General features: G+C 37.9%; 17 protein-coding genes, 2 rRNA genes and 1 riboswitch (1 of these 20 only partly in view). Of the genes, 13 read left to right on the top strand and 6 right to left on the bottom strand.

Annotated features, from left to right (window positions below; all coding sequences use genetic code 11):
- Window positions 1-65 precede the first annotated feature (65 nt).
- The 4 genes from guaA to MHB75_RS10635 all read left to right on the top strand — a co-directional run bounded on the left by guaA (window position 66) and on the right by MHB75_RS10635 (window position 5,924).
- The gene (gene guaA, locus MHB75_RS10650; protein WP_174795798.1) at window positions 66-1,598 is read left to right on the top strand and encodes a glutamine-hydrolyzing GMP synthase; all 1,533 of its coding nucleotides are present in this window, start codon (window positions 66-68) and stop codon (window positions 1,596-1,598) included.
- Window positions 1,599-2,012: 414 nt separating this feature from the next.
- Window positions 2,013-3,284 (top strand): HNH endonuclease, encoded by a 1,272-nt coding sequence (locus MHB75_RS10645; protein WP_270273006.1) that lies wholly within the window; start codon window positions 2,013-2,015, stop codon window positions 3,282-3,284.
- Window positions 3,285-3,290: 6 nt separating this feature from the next.
- Complete coding sequence (locus tag MHB75_RS10640; protein ID WP_340997617.1) at window positions 3,291-4,616, top strand: hypothetical protein; 1,326 nt, start codon at window positions 3,291-3,293, stop codon at window positions 4,614-4,616.
- A gap of 3 nt (window positions 4,617-4,619) precedes the next feature.
- Window positions 4,620-5,924: a DNA methyltransferase gene (locus tag MHB75_RS10635; RefSeq protein WP_270273009.1), complete on the top strand. Its 1,305-nt coding sequence runs from the start codon at window positions 4,620-4,622 to the stop codon at window positions 5,922-5,924.
- A gap of 166 nt (window positions 5,925-6,090) precedes the next feature.
- On the opposite strand, the gene MHB75_RS10630 is transcribed toward MHB75_RS10635, so the two are convergent.
- Window positions 6,091-7,314 (bottom strand): ISL3 family transposase, encoded by a 1,224-nt coding sequence (locus tag MHB75_RS10630; protein WP_340998616.1) that lies wholly within the window; start codon window positions 7,312-7,314, stop codon window positions 6,091-6,093.
- A 485-nt stretch (window positions 7,315-7,799) separates the two neighbouring features.
- On the opposite strand from MHB75_RS10630, the gene MHB75_RS10625 reads away from it, so the two are divergent.
- A complete protein-coding gene (locus tag MHB75_RS10625) occupies window positions 7,800-8,402 on the top strand; it encodes a DUF4166 domain-containing protein (RefSeq protein ID WP_340997612.1) in 603 nt (200 codons plus the stop codon).
- Window positions 8,403-8,618: 216 nt separating this feature from the next.
- Here MHB75_RS10625 and MHB75_RS10620 read toward each other — a convergent pair whose 3' ends face one another.
- The 3 genes from MHB75_RS10620 to MHB75_RS10610 are packed head-to-tail and all read right to left on the bottom strand — an operon-like array spanning window position 8,619 to window position 10,012.
- Window positions 8,619-9,362: a DUF3800 domain-containing protein gene (locus tag MHB75_RS10620; protein WP_141274070.1), complete on the bottom strand. Its 744-nt coding sequence runs from the start codon at window positions 9,360-9,362 to the stop codon at window positions 8,619-8,621.
- A 21-nt stretch (window positions 9,363-9,383) separates the two neighbouring features.
- On the bottom strand, window positions 9,384-9,782 hold the full coding sequence (locus MHB75_RS10615; protein ID WP_340997609.1) for a hypothetical protein: 399 nt from the start codon (window positions 9,780-9,782) through the stop codon (window positions 9,384-9,386).
- Window positions 9,779-10,012 (bottom strand): MATE family efflux transporter, encoded by a 234-nt coding sequence (locus tag MHB75_RS10610; protein WP_340997607.1) that lies wholly within the window; start codon window positions 10,010-10,012, stop codon window positions 9,779-9,781. Before MHB75_RS10610 ends, MHB75_RS10615 begins: the two co-directional genes overlap by 4 nt.
- A 24-nt stretch (window positions 10,013-10,036) precedes the next feature.
- On the opposite strand from MHB75_RS10610, the gene MHB75_RS10605 reads away from it, so the two are divergent.
- The 3 genes from MHB75_RS10605 (at window position 10,037) to MHB75_RS10595 (ending at window position 12,302) form a co-directional block, all read left to right on the top strand.
- Window positions 10,037-10,435, top strand: a complete 399-nt coding sequence (locus tag MHB75_RS10605; protein WP_340997605.1) for a hypothetical protein — start codon at window positions 10,037-10,039, stop codon at window positions 10,433-10,435.
- 118 nt (window positions 10,436-10,553) lie between these two features.
- Window positions 10,554-10,691 (top strand): hypothetical protein, encoded by a 138-nt coding sequence (locus MHB75_RS10600; RefSeq protein ID WP_165442702.1) that lies wholly within the window; start codon window positions 10,554-10,556, stop codon window positions 10,689-10,691.
- Window positions 10,692-10,964: 273 nt separating this feature from the next.
- Window positions 10,965-12,302, top strand: a complete 1,338-nt coding sequence (locus MHB75_RS10595; RefSeq protein WP_068450716.1) for a radical SAM/SPASM domain-containing protein — start codon at window positions 10,965-10,967, stop codon at window positions 12,300-12,302.
- A gap of 162 nt (window positions 12,303-12,464) precedes the next feature.
- On the opposite strand, the gene MHB75_RS10590 is transcribed toward MHB75_RS10595, so the two are convergent.
- Window positions 12,465-13,862: an aminotransferase class I/II-fold pyridoxal phosphate-dependent enzyme gene (locus tag MHB75_RS10590; RefSeq protein ID WP_340997600.1), complete on the bottom strand. Its 1,398-nt coding sequence runs from the start codon at window positions 13,860-13,862 to the stop codon at window positions 12,465-12,467.
- A gap of 163 nt (window positions 13,863-14,025) precedes the next feature.
- Window positions 14,026-15,381, bottom strand: a complete 1,356-nt coding sequence (locus MHB75_RS10585; protein WP_109350943.1) for a transposase — start codon at window positions 15,379-15,381, stop codon at window positions 14,026-14,028.
- 425 nt (window positions 15,382-15,806) lie between these two features.
- On the opposite strand from MHB75_RS10585, the gene MHB75_RS10580 reads away from it, so the two are divergent.
- The 5 genes from MHB75_RS10580 to MHB75_RS10560 form a co-directional block, all read left to right on the top strand.
- The gene (locus tag MHB75_RS10580) at window positions 15,807-16,478 is read left to right on the top strand and encodes a LysM peptidoglycan-binding domain-containing protein (RefSeq protein WP_340997598.1); all 672 of its coding nucleotides are present in this window, start codon (window positions 15,807-15,809) and stop codon (window positions 16,476-16,478) included.
- An 88-nt stretch (window positions 16,479-16,566) separates the two neighbouring features.
- Window positions 16,567-17,193 carry a pentapeptide repeat-containing protein gene (locus MHB75_RS10575; protein ID WP_141274065.1) on the top strand — a complete coding sequence of 209 codons (627 nt, stop codon included), beginning with the start codon at window positions 16,567-16,569 and terminating at the stop codon, window positions 17,191-17,193.
- Window positions 17,194-17,334: 141 nt separating this feature from the next.
- Window positions 17,335-17,436, top strand: a riboswitch (purine riboswitch).
- Between the two features lie 88 nt (window positions 17,437-17,524).
- Window positions 17,525-18,832: an NCS2 family permease gene (locus tag MHB75_RS10570; protein WP_340997595.1), complete on the top strand. Its 1,308-nt coding sequence runs from the start codon at window positions 17,525-17,527 to the stop codon at window positions 18,830-18,832.
- Between the two features lie 431 nt (window positions 18,833-19,263).
- Window positions 19,264-20,811, top strand: a 16S ribosomal RNA gene (locus tag MHB75_RS10565).
- Between the two features lie 361 nt (window positions 20,812-21,172).
- A 23S ribosomal RNA gene (locus MHB75_RS10560) occupies window positions 21,173-22,084 on the top strand (it continues 2,018 nt past the right edge of the window).
- The 16S and 23S rRNA genes sit together here, the layout of an rRNA operon.

The raw sequence follows: 22,084 nt of genomic DNA, 5'->3' as shown, positions 1-22,084 counted from the left end.
ATGAGTACGTAATCAATTTAACTATTAATGAAGAGGTGGAACTTTTGTCAGCAAGTACAAATTTAATGAATCAAGAGAAGATTGTTGTTCTTGATTTCGGTAGCCAATATAATCAATTAATTACACGTCGTATTCGTGAATTCGGTGTATACAGTGAATTACACCCACACACAATTACAGCTGAAGATATCAAAGGCATGCATGCTACAGGGATTATTTTCTCAGGCGGCCCGAACTCAGTATATGGTGAAGGTGCGTTCAGCATTGACCCAGCTATTTTCGAATTAGGTTTACCAATCTTAGGTATTTGCTATGGTATGCAATTAATGGCACATACACTAGGCGGTAAAGTTGAAAAAGCAGGTAACAGTGAATACGGTAAAGCTGAAATTAAAATTTTACAAGAGAATGCATTATTTGCAGACCTTCCAAAAGAACAAGTTGTATGGATGAGCCACGGTGACCTTGTAACAGAAACACCAGAAGGCTTCACTACAATCGCAACAAGCGAATCTTGCCCAATCTCTGCAATGGCAGACGAAAGCCGCAAATTCTATGCAGTACAGTTCCACCCAGAAGTACGTCACTCTGTTTATGGAAACGACTTACTACGTCACTTCGCATTAGATATTTGCCAATCAAAAGGCGACTGGTCAATGGCGAACTTCATCGAAGTAGAAATCGAAAAAATTCGTGAACAAGTTGGCGACAAAAAAGTACTTTGCGCACTTTCAGGTGGCGTTGACTCATCAGTTGTAGCGGTATTAATCCACAAAGCAATCGGCGACCAATTAACTTGTATGTTCGTAGACCACAACTTAAACCGTAAAGGTGAAGTTGAACAAGTAATGAAAACTTTCACTGAAGACTTCGACATGAACGTGATTAAAATTGATGCACGCGAACGCTTCATGAACAAATTAAAAGGCGTTTCTGACCCAGAGAAAAAACGTAAAATCATCGGTAACGAATTCGTTTACGTATTTGACGAAGAAGCTTCAAAATTAGAAGGTATGGACTTCCTAGCACAAGGAACACTATACACTGACATTATTGAATCTGGTACAGCTACAGCTCAAACAATTAAATCACACCATAACGTTGGTGGTCTTCCAGAAGACATGCAATTCGAATTAATCGAGCCATTAAACACACTATTCAAAGACGAAGTACGTCAATTAGGTCTTGAATTAGGTCTTGATGAAAAAGTAGTATGGCGTCAACCATTCCCAGGCCCTGGTCTTGGAATCCGTGTACTTGGCGAAGTAACAGAAGAAAAATTAGAAATCGTTCGCGAATCTGACTTCATCCTACGTGAAGAAATCGCAAAAGCTGGCCTTGACCGCGACATCTGGCAATACTTCACTGTATTACCTGACATCCGCTCTGTCGGCGTAATGGGCGACCAACGCACATATGATTACACAATCGGCATCCGCGCTGTAACATCAATCGACGGTATGACATCTGACTGGGCACGTATCCCTTGGGACGTATTAGAAAAAATCTCAGTACGTATCATAAACGAAGTAGACCACATCAACCGCTGCGTGTATGACATTACATCTAAGCCACCAGCAACGATTGAGTGGGAATAAAAAACCAATATAATATGGATGGGGAATGCCGATATATCAACATTTTTCAACTCTTAAAATACTATATTTACATTAAAGATGATATGGTTTCCTACCATTTCCCTACCGAAATTTGGTAGGGGTCTTTTATTTTTCTAATTAATAAATTTATTGCTTAAATAACTATCTATATCAAAATCTATAACTCATATAGTTATTCAGGGTCATGAAATAAAGTTATATTTGGCTTTTGTTTAATGTTAGCTTTACATTTTATATAATAAATAACTCTGTAGATATTACTATGAGCAACCTTAACGTTGATGGATTATCATATTTACAGAAGAAAAAGGTATATTCTTGCATAACTAAATACTTAACTACAATTTTTCTGTTAAAATAAGTAAGACAAAAGCGAAGTTTAGGAGGTTTTTTATGCCAAAGTTTGAAGGAGACTGGTTCCATTCAAGAACCGGTAGCCAGCTTTCAGAATTAGCTGCAATTCAATTGCTTGTGGCTTCAAGTATGAAAACTGAATTTATCGGTAAAATTTGGGGAGCAGATAGAAGAAATCCTAAAAATGCTTGGATTTATGATTTTTCAGCTACAGCCAAGTTAGGAAATGAATCCATCCAACCATCAACGATGCAAACAAAAATTAGAAACTGGATTCGTCTAGGTTTTATTAGAGACAGTAATCAACTTCCTTTACAGTGGACTACCATGGGTTTATTATGGTCTGATGCAGTTGATGATGGACGAGGTGGAGATGCAAATTTACTATATAGACTAACAATTGCAAATGCTCTTGCAACTGTTTCTTTTTCTCCTGATAGTAAAAGGTTTGATAGTATTCCAGTTGAAAGTGGTTTGTTAATTAAAAGGCTCATAGAGGAATTGAACTCTAACAACGGTGCTTTGGACAGAAATAGATTAGAATATCTTATAGACGGAGACACTACAAGAAAAAAAGGGAAGAATTATTCATATTGGACAACTGATTTAGTACAGTCAGCTTTGTTTATTAAGAACCATAATGGTGGCTTGGAGTTTGGTAACCAATTTCCAAATATGCTTGAAGCAATAAGAAATTACGTTCCACAGCCAAAAATTAATGCACAAGAAATTAAGAATAATCCATTGGCTTTAGGTGCACCATTTAGAGAAGCATTGCTAAGTGAATTTAAAGAGTATGGAACTCCTCAGCTTATAGATGCAGTTGAAGGATTATCTACGTTTAGAATTACACTTAGCAAGGAACAGCTAGAGAAACGTTGGCAAGCAACTAAACAATCAGAAAGAACATCCACTTGGTCTAAAGCAGTCAAAAATAACTATCATTATCATTGTGCGATTCCAGGTTGTGATGCAGAAGGAACACTATTTATTCAAGCTGCTCATATCATGCCCTTTAGCGCCGAAGATATAATAACTAATAATAAGCATAGAAGTGATGTAGAGAATGGCGTTGCATTATGTTTAAGCTGCCATAAAATGTTTGACGCTGGATTATTTACTTTTGATGGATATGGAAAAATCGTCTCCTCAAAATTTATATATTCATCAGAATTAATTAAGACCGAAAAACAAATAAATGTTATGCGTATTCTGGACAGTCAAGCGAAACAATTAACACTACCAGAAAAAGTCCACTTTAATAGAGTCTATGCGTTATACCATAGAGAAAATGTATTTTTAGGAGAGTAGATTCACGTGGCATATGAAGATAAAATTTTTTTAGAAAACCTCGAAAAACAATATAATATAGTGCTGGATCAGTCGTATTCAAATTTAGTCCATTTCCAAACAACTAATGAAATCCCTTTTCAACGCTGGTATTCTTATCGAGAAGGATACTCTTATAAATTAGTTCAAAAATTTATTACTAAATATAATGTTACTGGTTCCATTCTAGATCCCTTTATGGGGAGTGGTTCCTCCATTCTCGCTGGTAGATTTAGCAATCTAAAAACCTATGGAATAGATGTAAACCCTATTTCTTTATTTGTTTCAAAAGTTGAAAATAGAAATTATTTTGAAGAGGATATTAAAAGTATTCAAAATGAGCTGGGAATTTTCCAAAAATTGAAACGTGACTCCACATTACGTGCTACAAACTTTGAATTAGCATATAAATATTTTAATACAGATATATTGCAAACCATACTTCAGTTAAAAGAACATATCACATCAATTGACAACTCTCACACAAGGGATATATTCTTCTTATCGTGGCTCTCAAATATTGAATCTATTTCCAATGTAAAAAAAGAAGGTAACGGATTAAAGTATAGAAATAGACGAAGAAATAAAAATGGTTATATTAATATACCTATACAGCAATGGGAAGAAGAGCATTTTCCAAAAGATAAATTTTCTTATGTTCTAAATAAAATTATTAACAACATATATAATATTTTAGAAGATTTACAAAGCAACCCTATTTCCGCTCCAGAACCGACTATGCTATTAGGTTCATCTATGGAGAGAGTCTTGGATATTCCCGAGCAAATGGAATTAACAATTTTTTCCCCTCCATACGTGAATTTCTTTGATTACTTTGAAATCCACAAAACTGAATTATGGTTAGGAGAATTTATAAAGAGTCAAGATGAGTTAAAGCAACTTAAAAGAACTGGATTACGTTCAAATGCAAGTGCTACAGTTTCAAAATTATTAGTAAATGCTAACGAATCTGTCTCACATCTAACATCTATTTTAGAAACAAAAAAGTTATGGAGCAATAAAATTCCAGTAGTCGTATCCGGTTATTTTGACGATATGGAGACTTTGATACGTAACCTATATGTAAAAACACAAGATAAAGGTAGAGTAGCTATAGTAGTTGGAAATTCTGCTTATGCGGGAATCATTATCCCATCTGACTTATTAATAGCAGAAATAGGGGAAAAAATAGGATTCGAAGTGGAAGAAATAATCGTTACCAGACATTTAACTACGAGCTCTCAACAGAGAAAATATTTAAAGGACGTAATGGGATTCATGAGAGAATCCATTGTAATCCTTAGAAAAGAGTAACCTATGACAATTTTACACTTTGAAAAATTACCTAGTGCAATACCAAATAATGCACTAGTGAGTATTGACACTAATATTGTCACACCGTTGACACATGGTTTTCATAAGTATCCAGGAAAATTCATTCCTCAGATACCAGAATGGGCAATTAATAACTACCTTAATGATGAAAAACAAATAGTCTTAGACCCTTTTGTAGGTAGTGGGACAAGTCTAGTAGAATCAACAATATTAGGTCATGATTCTTTTGGTATCGATATTGACCCACTTTCTTGTTTAATTTCAAAAGTTAAATCAACTCCTTTGGATCCGAACCAGTTTTCAATTATCAGTGACTGGATTATGAATAACAAGGAAACTGTCGAAGCAAAATTTATGCCTGAAGTTGAAAATTTAAATCATTGGTTTACAGATGATGCAGTAATAAAATTAAGTAAACTTAGAGGGTTAATTGATGAAATCCCTATAATGTTTAAAGATGTTATCAATATATCTGATTATTATGACGCTTTTATTATCGCTTTCTCAGGAATAATTCGTCGTGCATCAAATGCCGATAATCAATCACAAAAAACATATGTTTCTGGAACAAAACCTAAAAAACCCTCTGAAGTGTACTCATTATTTGGAAAACAGTTAGGAATCTTTTTGAACGGTTTTCAGGAATTCAATCTTTTATGGAATAATAAAGCAAAAGCTAGCGTATTTAGAACAAACGGAGATGCTGATTTTTCTAAATTAATTCCTAAAAAAATTGATTTAATAGTTACTTCGCCCCCTTATATTAAGTCAATCGACTATGTATATAATCAGATGGTAGAATTATTCTGGGTTGGAGACTTATTTTCCATGAATACCCAGACAAAACAGAACAAAAAAAGAAAGTTGTATACGGGCACGACACTAGTACCTAAAAAAGAATTTTCAAACTTTTTTGTTGAAGAACGTTCATTAGGCATCCCACTGATGGATGACAGTATAAAAAAAGTACTTGAAGATAAAAAAAATGGTGAGAAACACGCCTATATCATATATAAATACTTTGAATTCATGGAGGAACACTTCAAGTCTTCCATAACCACAATGAATAGCGGTGCTCACTATATTATGGCCGTAGGAAACAGTACTGTTAGTAATGTCGAAGTCAATACTGCAACTATACTCGTACAACTTGCAGAAAAAAATGGATTAATATTAGAAACAAGATGGAGTTATATTATTAAGAATCATTTCATGGGATTTGATCGTGCAAATCGTGGCGGTAAAATTAATGTGGATCATGTATTAGTCTTAAAAAATAAAACATAAAACGTTTATTTATATAATTCAAACTTTATTTCCATAAAAAGATCTCTACCAAATTTGGTAGAGATCTTTTTTCAAAGCTGGATTATTGTGGTTCTTTGTCAAATGACGTTGGTGAGACTATTTAACAGAATAAACGAGTCGGTTTTTCGAGCGAGTTGTGTTTCATTTATGAAACGCAGCTCGCTCTTTTCAATTTGAAATGAATGAAGATTCGTTGACGGTAATTCGTGAAATTACGATACCCATAGGCAACACGATTTAAGACTTTGATTTTATTATGGATGCCTTCAATTCTTCCGTTATTGAATGGATACATAAAACTGTTTTCAATGGAACTTAAGTGATGTTTTAATGTGCGTATACTTCTTCTGAAATCAAGTGAAATTTCTTCGTGTAAAGGCTGTTTTAAGAGCGTTTGTAAGGCGTTTATATCTTTTTCTTTCATGGCGTTTAATAGGGATTGATACAGTGTATAGTTGACTTGTAAACGTTCATCATAACTCAATAATGTATCGACAACGGTCCTGTCCGTCGTTTGCCCAAATAACCCAAACGGTTTATAAACGGCGTAGGTTAGGTCTTTTTCGTTTTTTAAAAGTAGTTTCCAATATCTTTTCAGTCGACGATATTTCTTCTGATCTTCGTTGTGCCCGCGTCTAAAACCATTCATGACTTGGATTCGCAGTTGATTCATCGAACGACTGATCAATTGAACGAGATGGAATCGGTCGATGATGATCTTCGCTTTTGGAAACAGTTCTTGTATGAGTTTTTCATATCCGGCATTCATATCAATCGTAATGGTTTTGACCGAACAGCGTTCACGATAGCTGTAACGCGTGTAGAAATGGTTCTTAATATGAAAACTGAAGCGACTCGGTAAAATATCCAAAATCGTGCCTGTTTGGGCATCAATATATTGAAAAGCCATGCGCCCTTTGGCATATTTAAATTCATCGAACGACAGGTTTTCCGGTAGTCGATTCGTTGGTTTCAGGCATTCATTCGCATACGCTTGAATAAAGCGTTGCACAGAAGACACCGAAATCATCGCATCTTGGGCAATCAACGTGATGGATTGCGCTTCGGTCGCTTTCATCGTAACGCGTGCTTTCGTTTGATTGGAAATAAAACAATGGCGATCGACAATAGACGAACGCGCCACGAAAGTACATGAACAGCTTTTACAAAAGAAGCGCTGTTTTTTGAGTAAAAGGAAGGTACGATGCACCCCCGTGAGTGGCAGTGTGATGCGGGATGTTTGTGTCCCGTTTTTAATCACGGAAAAGTGTTCATTTTTCATACCACAAACCGCGCAATGGGTAGGTGTATAGGTAAGTGTAGCGGAAATAAATTTACATACCTTTCCTCTATCTTGCTTTATTTCCACACATGCATCGGAAAAAGTGATGTTTGGGTCTTGTATATCTAGTAAATTTTTAATATCATGAGTAGTATGCAAGTGAGTCTCTCCTTTAGTATGGGTTTTAGTCGACTTTTATTCTATCGGGAAACTCACTTGTTTTCTATGGTTTTACATAAAAAATAACGCAAGTGAAGTTCCAGCACCGATCTCATGTGAGTTCGGTGCTTTTTTCTTCACCAACGTTATTTATTGTAGAGCCAAAAACTCGAGTAAAGCTTATGCCTCGCAAGAGGTGTAGGCTTTTTATGCTATAAAATAAGAAGTACCCACTCTCCACCCCACCAAACTATATTTCCCCTTTCATTCATATTATAATAACAGTGTAAAGCTTCATATTGTACAGCGTCATATTTTAGCGATTCATCTCATTCCTGAGCTTTAGTTGTGCGCATGCTCTCATAGTATGTTTTCAACTAAATCGGGAATCATTATAGAAAGGAGGCTAATCTATGTCTGTCTATAAGCAATTACTTGGTGAGGATTTTGAACGATTGCATCCGATGTTACAACACCGCTACCATACAGCTCCTGGTGAAACATTCCGCGCAAAAGGGGTGATGTCGACGGTGAAACATGGGAGTCCGTTACTGTTGCCTTTTTATTATGCAGCGCCGTTGATGGATTTTTTATTTCCAGAGCAGGGGTCGAATGTGCCATTTGATATGATGTACGAAACGGTGGATCAGGGGAATGGTATTGTCGATATGAATTGGTCGCGTAATTTTTATTTTCAAAAGAAAACACGTGCGTTCAACTCGACAACACGTATTGATTTGAATACGAATACAGCTTACGATTTACTCGGAAAACCTGCGATGATGCGTTCGAATTTATTATTGAATGTTTCAAAAGAGGGCAAACTCATTACACGTACGAATGCCCAGCACTTATTTGGACTGGTGCCACTTCCTTCTTTTTTCAAAGGACAGGCGATTGTTGAAGATGGTTATGATGATGAACGTGGTGTGTATACCGTTCATGCGACAGTCTTTAATGATTTACTCGGTACGATTATGATGTATGCGGGTGAATTCGAAGAAATAACAGAATAAAGATTAGCTTTTTATATAAAACAAAACCCCTGATTTTTTAAAAATCAGGGGTTCTTCTATGTGACGACAAAATGTCGCATGTATTCAATTCAAGGCATACTAACCTGAGTACGGCTGCCAAACAGAGACAGCTTACAGTCGTCTTTCGACACAATTGCGTAGATTCAGGATTTACTTGTACGCCTAAATCTATAGTAGCACCGCGAAAAGTAAGCGTCAATTTTTTTGCGTAGGGATGTAAAAATAATTCTGAAGTCGTCCGCTCGCTTTAAATTGTTGGAATACCCATTCGAGTGAAGCGGGATGAATCGGTGATTTTTTTCGTATGCGATCTTGTAAGTGGTAGTCTGGAAACGGATTACGACGATAGCGTAATCGTTGATAGAGTAAGTTCGCAAACAAATCGGCTGTACGAACCCCGTAGCTATCGCGTGAGTCTAAATATTCGACTTGCACATGTCTTACTTTCTCTGTTAAAACAAGTTCTGTCGCAAGATATTCTTCTAATTGATGCATATTCATGAGCGATACATTTCGGTTATCAATATTTAGATGTAAGTGTTCCTGATCGCGTGCATCTAGCTCTTTTAATTGAAGTAAATATTTCACGAAAAAATTGAATGTGCGTGCATCATTTTCTCGGAAGACATCTTTTATATGACGATTATCAATCACAACATAGGATACAGTAATATCCGTTTTTTGAATGAGTTCCGAAATAAAATAATGCTTCATAATCGGTGTGAGTTCAGAGCCTTTTGGTTCGCGTGGATTGCGTACATGCGTTGCAAAATAATCAGCAAATGTACGACGTAATTTTTTCATCGTGCGACGATACACTTTTTTTAATTGTTCGGGGTCGTGAGTATGCACGAAACAAATGATGAAATACACATCACGCATATTATTAGCGTGTGGCTTGTTCTTTGAAATTGTGCCTGACTCATCTAAATAAAACATCGTCCCACCCCCGAAACCGAGCTACTTTTCTTTATTGTAAATCATCTGTTTGGAAAAAGAAAATAAGCCTTGTTTTCGAATGAAGACATAAGCAACAAGCGCAGTTAAGCAGTCTGCGAAAGGAGTCGCTAAAAAGATGGCTTCTGTTTGCGAAAAAGGTAGCGCAAATGTACGAACGAATAAAGGTAATAGATAAATCAGCGGTAACATCGCAAAAATTTGACGCGTCAATCCAATTCCAACAGCTTGTAATTCTTGTTCGGTCACTTGTAGTTGTGTCATGACGGTATAAGCGAATCCGGTTAAAGGAAGCGTGATGAAAATAATATTTAAAATCCTTTGACCTTCTCGAAGTAGTTGTTCGTCATTCGTTAATAATTGAAGTACGTTTTGACCGAATAAGAAAAAGACACCAATCATGAGTACACACTATAAATTGTTGTCCACTGTAATGTAGTACGAATAACTAAACGTTTTTTCTGTGGATGACGTTGACCATGGAAATAGGCTAAAATTGTTTGAATGGCTTGCGTGATCCCAACAATCGGCATTAAACAAAAGATATATACTTTGTTGGCAATATTCCAAGCACCAATCGTCTGGGTTGTGCCAAATGTTTGAAGTTGTTTATTCACGAGCCAAGCTGTCATACCACCTAGCGCCTGGATGATTGTTTGCGATTCGATTCACCCATTCGTAAGATTCAACAAGCCTCTGCATGGTTACCTGTGCCGACGATGGCTTTGACAATCTTTGTGATTGTTGCGCCCCAAGTACAACGCATGGCAAATATGAAGGAAGAAATTTTTGCAGTGATTCCGATTTATATTGCCTTCATTCTCATTATGCCTGTATTATCTGTCATGATTGCACGTTTATATCGTTTGAAAAAGCCAGCAGAACGAGCATTAATCTTTAGTGGTTTTACGCGTAATTCATTAGCTGTCTTACCATTAACATTTACTTTACCACATGCGATGCAAAGTTTAACAATGACGATTATTCTGACGCAAACGGTTTGTGAACTGATTTTTGAATTGATCTATATTCGACTTGTTCCGAAATGGACATAAAATAGAACATTGACATAAAGCGGAAATCCCTTGTAAAATAAACTCAATCACTAGCGCATAAATGTATGGGCTAGCTAAACGGACGAATGATTGATAAAAAAGTTGTGAGGGAAGCTGTATGCGAAATAATGCGAACACGAAAACAATCGGTACAACCATTGCATTTGTTATGACACGTATTTCTGGCGAAGTCGAATGCGCATTACGTGTACAAGAAGATGTTACTTCTAAGCCACCAACAACAGAATCGAAATAATCGCATGAGGGAGAATCGAGCAGACAACTGTTGCTACCTTCTATTTTGTCGTGAGCAAAATAGGTAGGACAGGTCTGTCTGCTTGTGGGCAGAAGTCCGTATTCAAAAGCATGACGATTATTTCTACTTAAAGGACTGTCTTTCGTATAAACACGCAGTAAGGCGAATACTGCGCGTTTATAGAAGGGACAATCCTTTTTTTCTGTTTCAAAAAGGTTTGAGAAGATGACATCTATCGGATGTACAAAGATTGATTTTTGAGGGGGAACAGACATGGAACAAGTAAAATACATTCCATCGAAATTTAATGCATTAACGAAAACAGAAGACGGCGGCGTAATTGTTTACAACAGTTACACAGGCGCCATCGTTAATTTTGACGAAAAAGAGCGTGAAGAAGTATTAACAGCACTAAAGCGTCAAGGATCACCAGCTCTTGATACAGAAGTAAAGCAAGCTTTATTCGATAATGGTTTTATCGTAAAAGATACGGTGGATGAGTTAAAACGTGCTGATTTATTACACCAAACGATGCACCGTACAGATATGCTGCACTTAATCTTAATGACAACAGAGCAATGTAACTTCCGTTGCCGTTATTGCTATGAGTCATTTGCAAAAGGTAAGATGACAGACGAAACAAAAGCAGGTGTGAAAGCTTTAGTAAAAGAGCGCGCGGGTACACTAGATAATTTGCACATTAGTTGGTTCGGAGGAGAGCCGCTATTAGAGTTAGGAATTATCGAAGAGTTATCGAAAGAATTCATGGCACAAGCAGAGCAACATAATATTGATTATTCAGCAGACGTTGTAACGAATGGTTACTTTTTAAATCGTGAAACATTTGAAAAGTTACTATCATGGAATGTATCACAATACATGGTGACAATTGATGGCGTTCAAGCAGTACATGATGCGCGTCGTCATATGATTGGCGGACAAGGAACGTTTGAAAAAATCGTTGAAAACTTACAATCATTACGTGATGTAGAAGGCGACTTCAATATGACAATCCGTATTAACTTTGATGAAGATAACTTACGTGAAACAGAACACTTAATTGATTTTTTAAAAGAGCACTTTGCGAATGATTCACGCTTTGGCGTATTCTTCCGTCCTGTTGGTCGTTGGGGCGGTCCGAACGATGAAGAAATTCCAACTTGTACGCATATTACAGCAAACAAGAAAATCTGGGAGTTCACAGAAACAGCGATGGATAAAGGTCTTGCGATGAGTAACATGGTTGAAGGTGCATTGAATCCGACAGCAGCAGTATGTTACGCAGCAAAACCGAATGCGATGGTTATCGGTTCAGATGGTCAATTGTATAAATGTACAACGGTTTTAGATGAAGAAGTAAATAAAGTAGGTAAAATTCAAGCAGACGGTACAATGGATTTAGACTACGATAAAATTGCTTCTTGGTTATTATCAGGTGAAGAAACAGATACAGTATGCCAATCTTGCTTCTTCCGTCCAGCATGTCAAGGGAATCACTGCCCATGGTACCGTGTCGTATCAGGCGAACGTCCATGTCCTTCAGAGAAAAAGAACATTAAAAAAGTATTGAATCTTGTTTGGAAGAACAGCTTACAAACAGTAGAGCAATAATTGTTCGAATCGATTTGAGAGGAGGTGAGACGAATGCGCGTATTACGTCCAGCAACAAAACCTGTAAAAAACGTAAAATCAGGTCGTATCATGAAAACTGTACCTGGTAACTTAAACTAATGATGAGAAAGAGGAGACGCAATCACATGCGGCTCCTCTTTTTTATTGATATACAAGTAGTTGTTGAGATGCTAATTTACTACCACCATGAAAGCGACTTCCTAGCTTTTGGTAACGCTGAATGGTTTCAATGTGCTGTTGTGTAATGCATTCACCTTTCATAATGAGTGGAATACCAGGGGGATATGGAGTAACGAGTTCAGCACTTATTTTTCCGGCAGCATGTTCAAATGTTACATAGTCTGTTTCACCCTTTAATTCATGAAAAGATCGTGCTAATTTTTGAGTTTCTTCTATATATATGTTTTTTTCTTTTTGAAGTGGCTCACCTTTTTCAAATGAACAGCTTTTAATTCGTTGCAACGTATCAGTATAATCCGTTACTGCCAGTGGAAGTACGAGTAATACATTGAAAGGGTCAGCTAGTTCAGAGAAAATACCTTGTTGTTCAAGAAGAGCTTGTAGTGCATAACCGCTTAATCCTGTTGTTGATTGAATCGTTACTTTTAATGGATCGAGTGAAGGCGCTTCTAAAACACGAATGCCTTCAATATTTTGTAAGGAATGACGGAATGCTTGGATATTTTCTAGAATTGCCTGTACATCTTGTAAATTGGCTAAATAGTAACGAGCTAAATCAAGTGAAGCTATAATTGGATAAGAGGGGCTACTTGATTGGAGTATACGAAGGTAGTGTTCAACTGATCGTTTGTTAATACGTTCTGTTCCGATGTGAAGGTATGAACCCATCGTCATCGCAGGTAACGTTTTGTGCGCTGAATGAACAACGATATCTGCGCCAAATGACAGTGAACTTTTTGGAAAACCTTCTAATTGAAAATGAGCCCCATGCGCCTCGTCGACTAAAATGAAAAGCCCTGCTTCTTTTGCAGCGTGAATTACATCTTCAATCGCATCCGAAAATCCATAATAATTTGGATACGTCAGAATGATGGCTTTCGCTTCTGGATAAAGTTGAGTCGCGCGTTCAACAACTTTCTTTGTTAATAAGGTAGGGAGTTGTCCATCTTCATAAAAAGCTGGAGTTAAAAAGATAGGTTCTGCTCCTGCAAGTTCTAATCCATTCAAAATCGATTGATGGCAATTACGCTGAACAAGAACGGTATCGCCTTGCTGACATGTCGCTAAAATCATCGCTAAGTTTCCCACCGTTGAACCATTTACTAAAAAATAGCTTGCTTCTGTTTTGTACAATTCACTCAGTAATGACTGTGCTTCTTCAATACATCCCTCTGCATCATGTAAATCATCAAGTCCTGTAATTTCGGTTGCATCAATTTTTAACAGCTTTTCATAGGTTGATTGTGCAAAAGAAGGGATCAGCATACCATTTTTATGTCCAGGCACATGAAAACTAATCGGCTGCTTCGCATTGTGTTGAATAAGTGCGGTGTAAAGTGGTGTCTGTTGTTGATTCATAAGCTAAAAAATCTCCTTTTTATTCATTAAATCCACTATAACAAAAAAATCTGCATCTATTTTTATCTTTTTTCTTATTATGTTGCTTAAATGAATCAATTTCATAATTCGATTTTTTCAAGAGCTTAGATTGCTCCGATGTAAAAACTATCGTTTTTAAAATTTATGCAGGTACTTTTGCATGACTTAATTGCGAATTGATGCGGTCAACTGCTAACTTACAGGCATTATAAATAAACGTCACTAGATTGAAATGCAATTTTGCTTTGCGACCTGTTCTGTGACGGATGTTATTTAACTGGAAATATTGCTTTAAATAAGCATTTACACGTTCTACTGCCGTACGTTCTTTATAGAGTTTCTTCCATAAATCTGAGCCACGTGCTGGAGACGTATACTTACGAATATCTGTTTCGCATTTTATTTTGAAAACCTTTTGACATAGGGAATCATCGCGTAATGGACAAGTTTCACATTCCTTTGGTCTTGTGAATTTGAGTGTCTGATATTTTTCATCAAAGCTGTCATAACGATAACTATGTTCGCGCACACAGGTTGGGCGGAAATGTTGGTCAAATCCAATTACTTCGCTCTCTCGTCGGACATTATACGGAATAACAGCACGCATTGTTTGATTTAATATTTGACGGTAAATTGGCTCGTAATCATATCCTGCATCAAAAATTGCGGTAGCGAAATGATTTGGCAAGAAGTCTGCGATTTTTTTCAACAAGGGTATAGCTGCTTTACTATCGCTTAAATTCCCTGAGGACATGATGCGAGCGACAATGTATTGACTTTTAGTTGAAACAGCTAAATGTCCCTTAAAGCCATACCAGAACGTATTTTTGCCATTACTATTTTTCTTAATTCCCCACTTCGGTTCAATGGGGATATCTTGCCAAAGTGTGTTCGTCGGAATCGTCAACTGAGCTTCTAGCTTCTTTTCATAGGTTGTTTGATTGACCTCAATCTCAGATTGTTCAGCTAACCAAATCGCTTGTTCTTCAGACGTTTTTCGACCACGTTTTTTTGGTGGAGCTGCTTCTTTTTTCTCTGAAGGCTTTGAGGCATCACGTGATTCGAAGTGTGTTGCATCAAAACCGAGACACTCGTCTTCGAGAAATCCTTCCGTCAAAGCGGCTAGGATAAGTTGATCCTGCATGAAATCTAGTACATCAGATTGACTAATGACATCAATCATACGAGAATATGACGCTTCTGACGGAACTGAATCCGAAACAAGAAATCCGCAATCCAAACGGAATAAAGGGTCGTTGACTAAACGTTTGACTAAGTCCTTTATTGTTGGAATACGTTCGACGATACGTACTATTAATGATTGAATCATGGCCCCGTAATTACATTCGCGTGGAGCACCACGCATTGTCTTTTTAGAAAAGAGATGAAAGATAGGTTGTACATCGAAAGTGGAGAAAATGGCATCAAATCGGTGCGAACTTTCCATTTCGAATAATTCTTGGATGTCAAACAGGCTAATTTGTTTTACAATAGTCATGAGGCATCATTCCTTTCGGGTGGGTTGTTTAGTCGCTACCATTATACCGAATTTGGGGAGGTGCCTCATTTTTATTTAATTTTACCCCTTGATAACAAAGGGATTGGAATTATGAAATTAACTCAAATAAATTGAAAAATAAAATAGCCTATAATTTATTGTAAAAACAAAGTCATATCAACATTCTAATGTTTTTAGGTCTTATATCATAATAATGATATATTATTTTAATAATTAATTCAGTTCTTTGTATAACTTTTAATACATGTTGGTCATTTAGCTGTGATATTTCTGTAACTTTTGTAATAAAAAATCATGTTAATCTATTATCAGCTTCAGAGAAGGAGCAAAAAAATATTAAAAATCAGCAAGAACATAATAGAGAGACAAATATAAAAATTAAACAAAAGGTGGAAATGAATATTATGAAATCATTAAAAACGTTAGTGTTAGGTACAACAGTAGCAGTTGGTGTTGCAGGTTTTGTAGCAGGAGCAGATGCTAGTGCGCACACTTCATATAAAGTACAATCAGGTGATACATTATCAGGTATCTCTCAAAAATTTGGTAAAGACTATTCATTCGTATCAAGTATCGCTTCAGCAAATGGAATTTCAAATCCAAATTTAATCCATGTAGGAACAACATTAGTAATCCCTGATGGTACAACAACAGTAAGAAAAACAGCTCAACCTGTTCAAAAACAACAAGTACAACAAGTACAACAATCATCAACATATAAAGCACCATCTCAACAAAAGCAACAAACAACTTACAAAGCGCCAGTACAACAAAAACAACAAGCGCAAACACAAACAAAATCATACCAATCAACACAAAAAGCAAGTAATGCATCATCTTATCAAGGTTCATCATCTTCAGCGAAAGCTTGGATTGCACAAAAAGAGTCAAGCAACTCATATGATGCACGAAGCGCAACAGGTAAATATATTGGTAAATACCAACTAGATAAATCATATTTAAACGGTGACTACTCACCAGCAAACCAAGAACGTGTAGCAGATAACTATGTAAAACAACGTTACGGTTCATGGGAAAAAGCAAAACAATTCTGGTTAGCAAACGGCTGGTACTAAGATTTTTTTAAACAGTGAATTAAAGAGGGATTGCAATTGCGGTTCCTCTTTTTTAGTGTAAAGTGATAAGAAAGGAGAGGATGGTAAGATGAATGAACCAAAACTACCACAACATTTAACAGAGACAACATGGAATCGTATCTTAGCGCAAGAAGAGTGGGAAGCAGAGCAGAGTTTAATAGAGAGTATTAACTTCGAAGAAGATGAAGCTTGCGATCTTCGCTTTGTACAAGTCATCATACGAGATTGTCGTTTGAATAATAGTTCCATTAAAAGATTAAATGCTTTAGATGTTCGATTTGAAAATTGTGACTTATCCAATGTAGATTTTTCAAAGTCTTCCATTCACCGAGTTGTATTTGAACGTTGCAAATTAGTTGGAACGATTTTTCAAGGGTCAAGTTTGGGGGACATAACGTTTGAATCGTGCAAAATGAATTTTTCTTTATTTAATGAAACAAGGTTAAAGCATGTGTTATTTAATCAATGTGATTTGGAACAATCTGATTTCTATGCAGTGACACATCAATTTTTACAATTTGAACAATGTCGCTTGTCAGGTTTACAGATGCAGCAGACTGATTTAACTACACTTGATTTACGATCTTCACAATTCACACATTTAACTGTTGATTTAGAACGTTTGAAAGGTTGTCGTGTCAATATGGAACAGGCATTAGTATTAGCCTCTTTATTAGGTATTCGAGTTGAGTAGATAACAAAATTTGATATTCGTTTTATAGATAAAGAGATTTACAGTGACAGAAAATACTTTATTCACGAACTATTATTAATTAGTTATTAAAAATGTTCGTGAAAAGTATTGCAAATTGAAAAATACAGTGCTATATTATGAATGTAAATTAAATAACGTCGTCGTATAAAGCTGAGAATAAGGCTCAGAAGTTTCTACCAAGTTACCGTAAATGACTTGACTACGATTGAATAGATCATTCTATTCATACTATGGATACATAGAATCGTAAGTGTACGACTGTTAAAAGTTGTGCGCTTTTTATTTTTGACGACATTCGGAGGATTTAATCATGAAAAAGTATTTCCAATTTGAAGAACTTGGCACGAATTATCGCCGAGAGATCATTGGTGGAGTTACAACGTTCTTAGCAATGGCATACATATTGGCGGTCAACCCAGGCATTTTAGCCGCAGCAGGAATTGATAAAGGTGCTGCATTCGTTGCAACAGCATTAGCGGCGATTGTTGGTTCGCTTATTATGGGTATTTTAGCGAAGTATCCAATTGCATTAGCACCAGGTATGGGATTAAATGCATTCTTTGCTTTCGCTGTAGTAGGAACATATGGTATTCCGTGGCAAACGGGTTTAACAGGTGTATTCTTTTCAGGTATTATTTTTATTCTTCTTTCATTAACAGGCATTCGTGAAACAATTATTAATGCCATTCCAGTTCAATTAAAATATGCAGTATCAGCTGGTATCGGTTTATTCATTACATTCGTTGGTTTAAAAGGTGCAGGAATCGTCGTTGCAGACAAAGACACGATTGTTACATTAGGTGATTTTACAAAAGGTGACACACTTCTTGCAGTTGTAGGGATTGTCATTGCAGTCATCTTAATGGTTAAAAAAGTTCCAGGAGCTATCTTTATTACAATCATCGCTTCAACAATCATTGGTATGATTTCTGGCGTAATCGAAGTTCCAAAATCAGTTGTATCATCAATTCCAAGTATCGCACCAACATTCGGTGTTGCACTTGACCCGATCTTACATGACTTCTCGTCATTATTAAATATTCAATTCTTAGTAGTTGTTTTAACATTCTTATTTGTAGACTTCTTTGATACAGCTGGTACATTAATGGCTGTAGCAGATAAAGCAGGTCTTGTGAAAAATAATAAGTTACCACGTGCTGGTCGTGCATTAATGGCCGATGCATTAGGTACGACAGTAGGTTCAGTATTAGGTACATCAACAACAACTGCTTATGTAGAGTCAACAGCAGGTGTGGCAGCAGGAGCGCGTTCTGGTTTTGCAGCAGTAGTAACAGCAGCATTATTCGCAGTATCACTATTCTTTTTCCCAGTACTCGATGTAATCACATCGGCAGTAACAGCACCAGCATTAGTTATTGTAGGTATTCTAATGGTAAGTTCATTGAAAAATATTGAGTGGGATCAATTCGAAATTGCTGTACCAGCATTCTTAACAATGCTAATGATGCCTTTAGGTTATAGTATTGCCTCAGGTATTGCGGTTGGTTTCATCTTCTATCCGTTAACAATGTTATTAGCAGGTCGTCGTAAAGAAGTTCACTGGATTATGTACATCTTATTCTTTGTCTTCCTAAGTTACTTCATCTGGGTACGGTAATTAAACAACAAAGCTATTTGGTTGGTTCTTAGAAAAGAATCAATTAAATAGCTTTTTTATTTGAAATAAATTGTTGACAGTTATTCGTTATAGAGGTATAGTAATACAAGTGCTTTTCAAACAGTAATGTTTATGGAATTCACTTTTTAAAAAAAGTTGTTGACTTATAAATAACAAACATTTATAATATTAAGAGTCGCTAACAAAGATGGTTTAAATAACTAAAAAACATTTTTTAAAAAAGTTGTTGACAACTTGAATGAAGATGTGGTAAGATATTTTAAGTCGTCATAAGAAAACGACGAAACAACATGAACCTTGAAAACTAAACAAGCAAGAAGATAATCACAAACAAGTCTTATCACATTAAGTGAATAAGCAATTGTTATCAAAAGATAACGCTAGCAAAGCAAATGAGCTTTCAAACTACTTTTATGGAGAGTTTGATCCTGGCTCAGGACGAACGCTGGCGGCGTGCCTAATACATGCAAGTCGAGCGAATGACGAGAAGCTTGCTTCTCTGATTTAGCGGCGGACGGGTGAGTAACACGTGGGCAACCTGCCCTACAGATTGGGATAACTCAGGGAAACCTGGGCTAATACCGAATAATCCTTCGAATCACATGTTTTGAAGTTGAAAGGCGCTTCGGCGTCACTGTAGGATGGGCCCGCGGTGCATTAGCTAGTTGGTGGGGTAACGGCCTACCAAGGCAACGATGCATAGCCGACCTGAGAGGGTGATCGGCCACATTGGGACTGAGACACGGCCCAAACTCCTACGGGAGGCAGCAGTAGGGAATCTTCCACAATGGACGAAAGTCTGATGGAGCAACGCCGCGTGAGTGATGAAGGTTTTCGGATCGTAAAACTCTGTTGTAAGGGAAGAACAAGTACGTTAGGAAATGAACGTACCTTGACGGTACCTTATTAGAAAGCCACGGCTAACTACGTGCCAGCAGCCGCGGTAATACGTAGGTGGCAAGCGTTGTCCGGATTTATTGGGCGTAAAGCGCGCGCAGGTGGTTTCTTAAGTCTGATGTGAAAGCCCACGGCTCAACCGTGGAGGGTCATTGGAAACTGGGGAACTTGAGTGCAGAAGAGGATAGTGGAATTCCAAGTGTAGCGGTGAAATGCGTAGAGATTTGGAGGAACACCAGTGGCGAAGGCGACTGTCTGGTCTGTAACTGACACTGAGGCGCGAAAGCGTGGGGAGCAAACAGGATTAGATACCCTGGTAGTCCACGCCGTAAACGATGAGTGCTAAGTGTTAGGGGGTTTCCGCCCCTTAGTGCTGCAGCTAACGCATTAAGCACTCCGCCTGGGGAGTACGACCGCAAGGTTGAAACTCAAAGGAATTGACGGGGGCCCGCACAAGCGGTGGAGCATGTGGTTTAATTCGAAGCAACGCGAAGAACCTTACCAGGTCTTGACATCCCAATGACCGTCCTAGAGATAGGATTTTCCCTTCGGGGACATTGGTGACAGGTGGTGCATGGTTGTCGTCAGCTCGTGTCGTGAGATGTTGGGTTAAGTCCCGCAACGAGCGCAACCCTTATTCTTAGTTGCCATCATTTAGTTGGGCACTCTAAGGAGACTGCCGGTGACAAACCGGAGGAAGGTGGGGATGACGTCAAATCATCATGCCCCTTATGACCTGGGCTACACACGTGCTACAATGGACGATACAAAGAGTCGCAAACTCGCGAGGGTAAGCTAATCTCATAAAATCGTTCTCAGTTCGGATTGTAGGCTGCAACTCGCCTGCATGAAGCCGGAATCGCTAGTAATCGCGGATCAGCATGCCGCGGTGAATACGTTCCCGGGCCTTGTACACACCGCCCGTCACACCACGAGAGTTTGTAACACCCGAAGTCGGTGGGGTAACCGTAAGGAGCCAGCCGCCTAAGGTGGGATAGATGATTGGGGTGAAGTCGTAACAAGGTAGCCGTATCGGAAGGTGCGGCTGGATCACCTCCTTTCTAAGGAATATAACGGAAAAGACCTTGGGTCTTATACAGATTATCTTACTTGCTGTTTAGTTTTGAAGGCTCATGCAAATGATCTTCAAACCTTGCTCTTGCGATTACTTGTCGCAGAGTAAAACTTGTTCTTTGAAAACTGGATAAAACGACATTGAAAGTAACACAAACACAAATTTCTTTTATAGATTTTGAATTATTAAGTTTTAATTTTTTAGGCTTAATGACTTATGTGAAAATTATTTCAAGATGCAAGTAAGACGCGAAAGCAAACGCAGTGAGAAGCGGAGTGTACATACGTACATGAGCATTCGAACAAGTGTAGCTGACAAAGTATTACGCAGCAGATTGGAATCAATTAGGTTAAGTTATTAAGGGCGCATGGCGGATGCCTTGGCACTAGAAGCCGATGAAGGACGGCACTAACACCGATATGCTTCGGGGAGCTGTAAGTAAGCTTTGATCCGGAGATTTCCGAATGGGGGAACCCACTGTTTTTAATCGAACAGTATCCTAACGTGAATTCATAGCGTTTTGATGGCAGACTCAGGGAACTGAAACATCTAAGTACCTGAAGGAAGAGAAAGAAAATTCGATTCCCTTAGTAGCGGCGAGCGAAACGGGAAGAGCCCAAACCAAGAAGCTTGCTTCTTGGGGTTGTAGGACACTCTACACGGAGTTACAAAGGAATGAGTTAAATGAAGCGGCTTGGAAAGGCCTACCATAGAGGGTAACAGTCCCGTAGTTGAAAGTTCATTCCCTCCAGAGTGGATCCTGAGTACGGCGGAACACGTGAAATTCCGTCGGAATCTGGGAGGACCATCTCCCAAGGCTAAATACTCTCTAGTGACCGATAGTGAACCAGTACCGTGAGGGAAAGGTGAAAAGCACCCCGGGAGGGGAGTGAAAGAGATCCTGAAACCATGTGCCTACAAGTAGTTAGAGCCCGTTAATGGGTGATAGCGTGCCTTTTGTAGAATGAACCGGCGAGTTACGATTACATGCAAGGTTAAGTTGAAAAGACGGAGCCGTAGCGAAAGCGAGTCTGAATAGGGCGAATGAGTATGTGGTTGTAGACCCGAAACCAGGTGATCTACCCATGTCCAGGTTGAAGGTAAGGTAACACTTACTGGAGGACCGAACCCACGTACGTTGAAAAGTGCGGGGATGAGGTGTGGGTAGCGGAGAAATTCCAATCGAACCTGGAGATAGCTGGTTCTCTCCGAAATAGCTTTAGGGCTAGCCTCGTGTTTAAGAATCTTGGAGGTAGAGC

The sequence above is a fragment of the Kurthia sp. FSL E2-0154 genome, from assembly GCF_038003625.1.
Classification (GTDB): Bacteria; Bacillota; Bacilli; order Bacillales_A; family Planococcaceae; genus Kurthia; species Kurthia gibsonii.
This window is presented reverse-complemented; position numbering and strand designations above follow the sequence as displayed.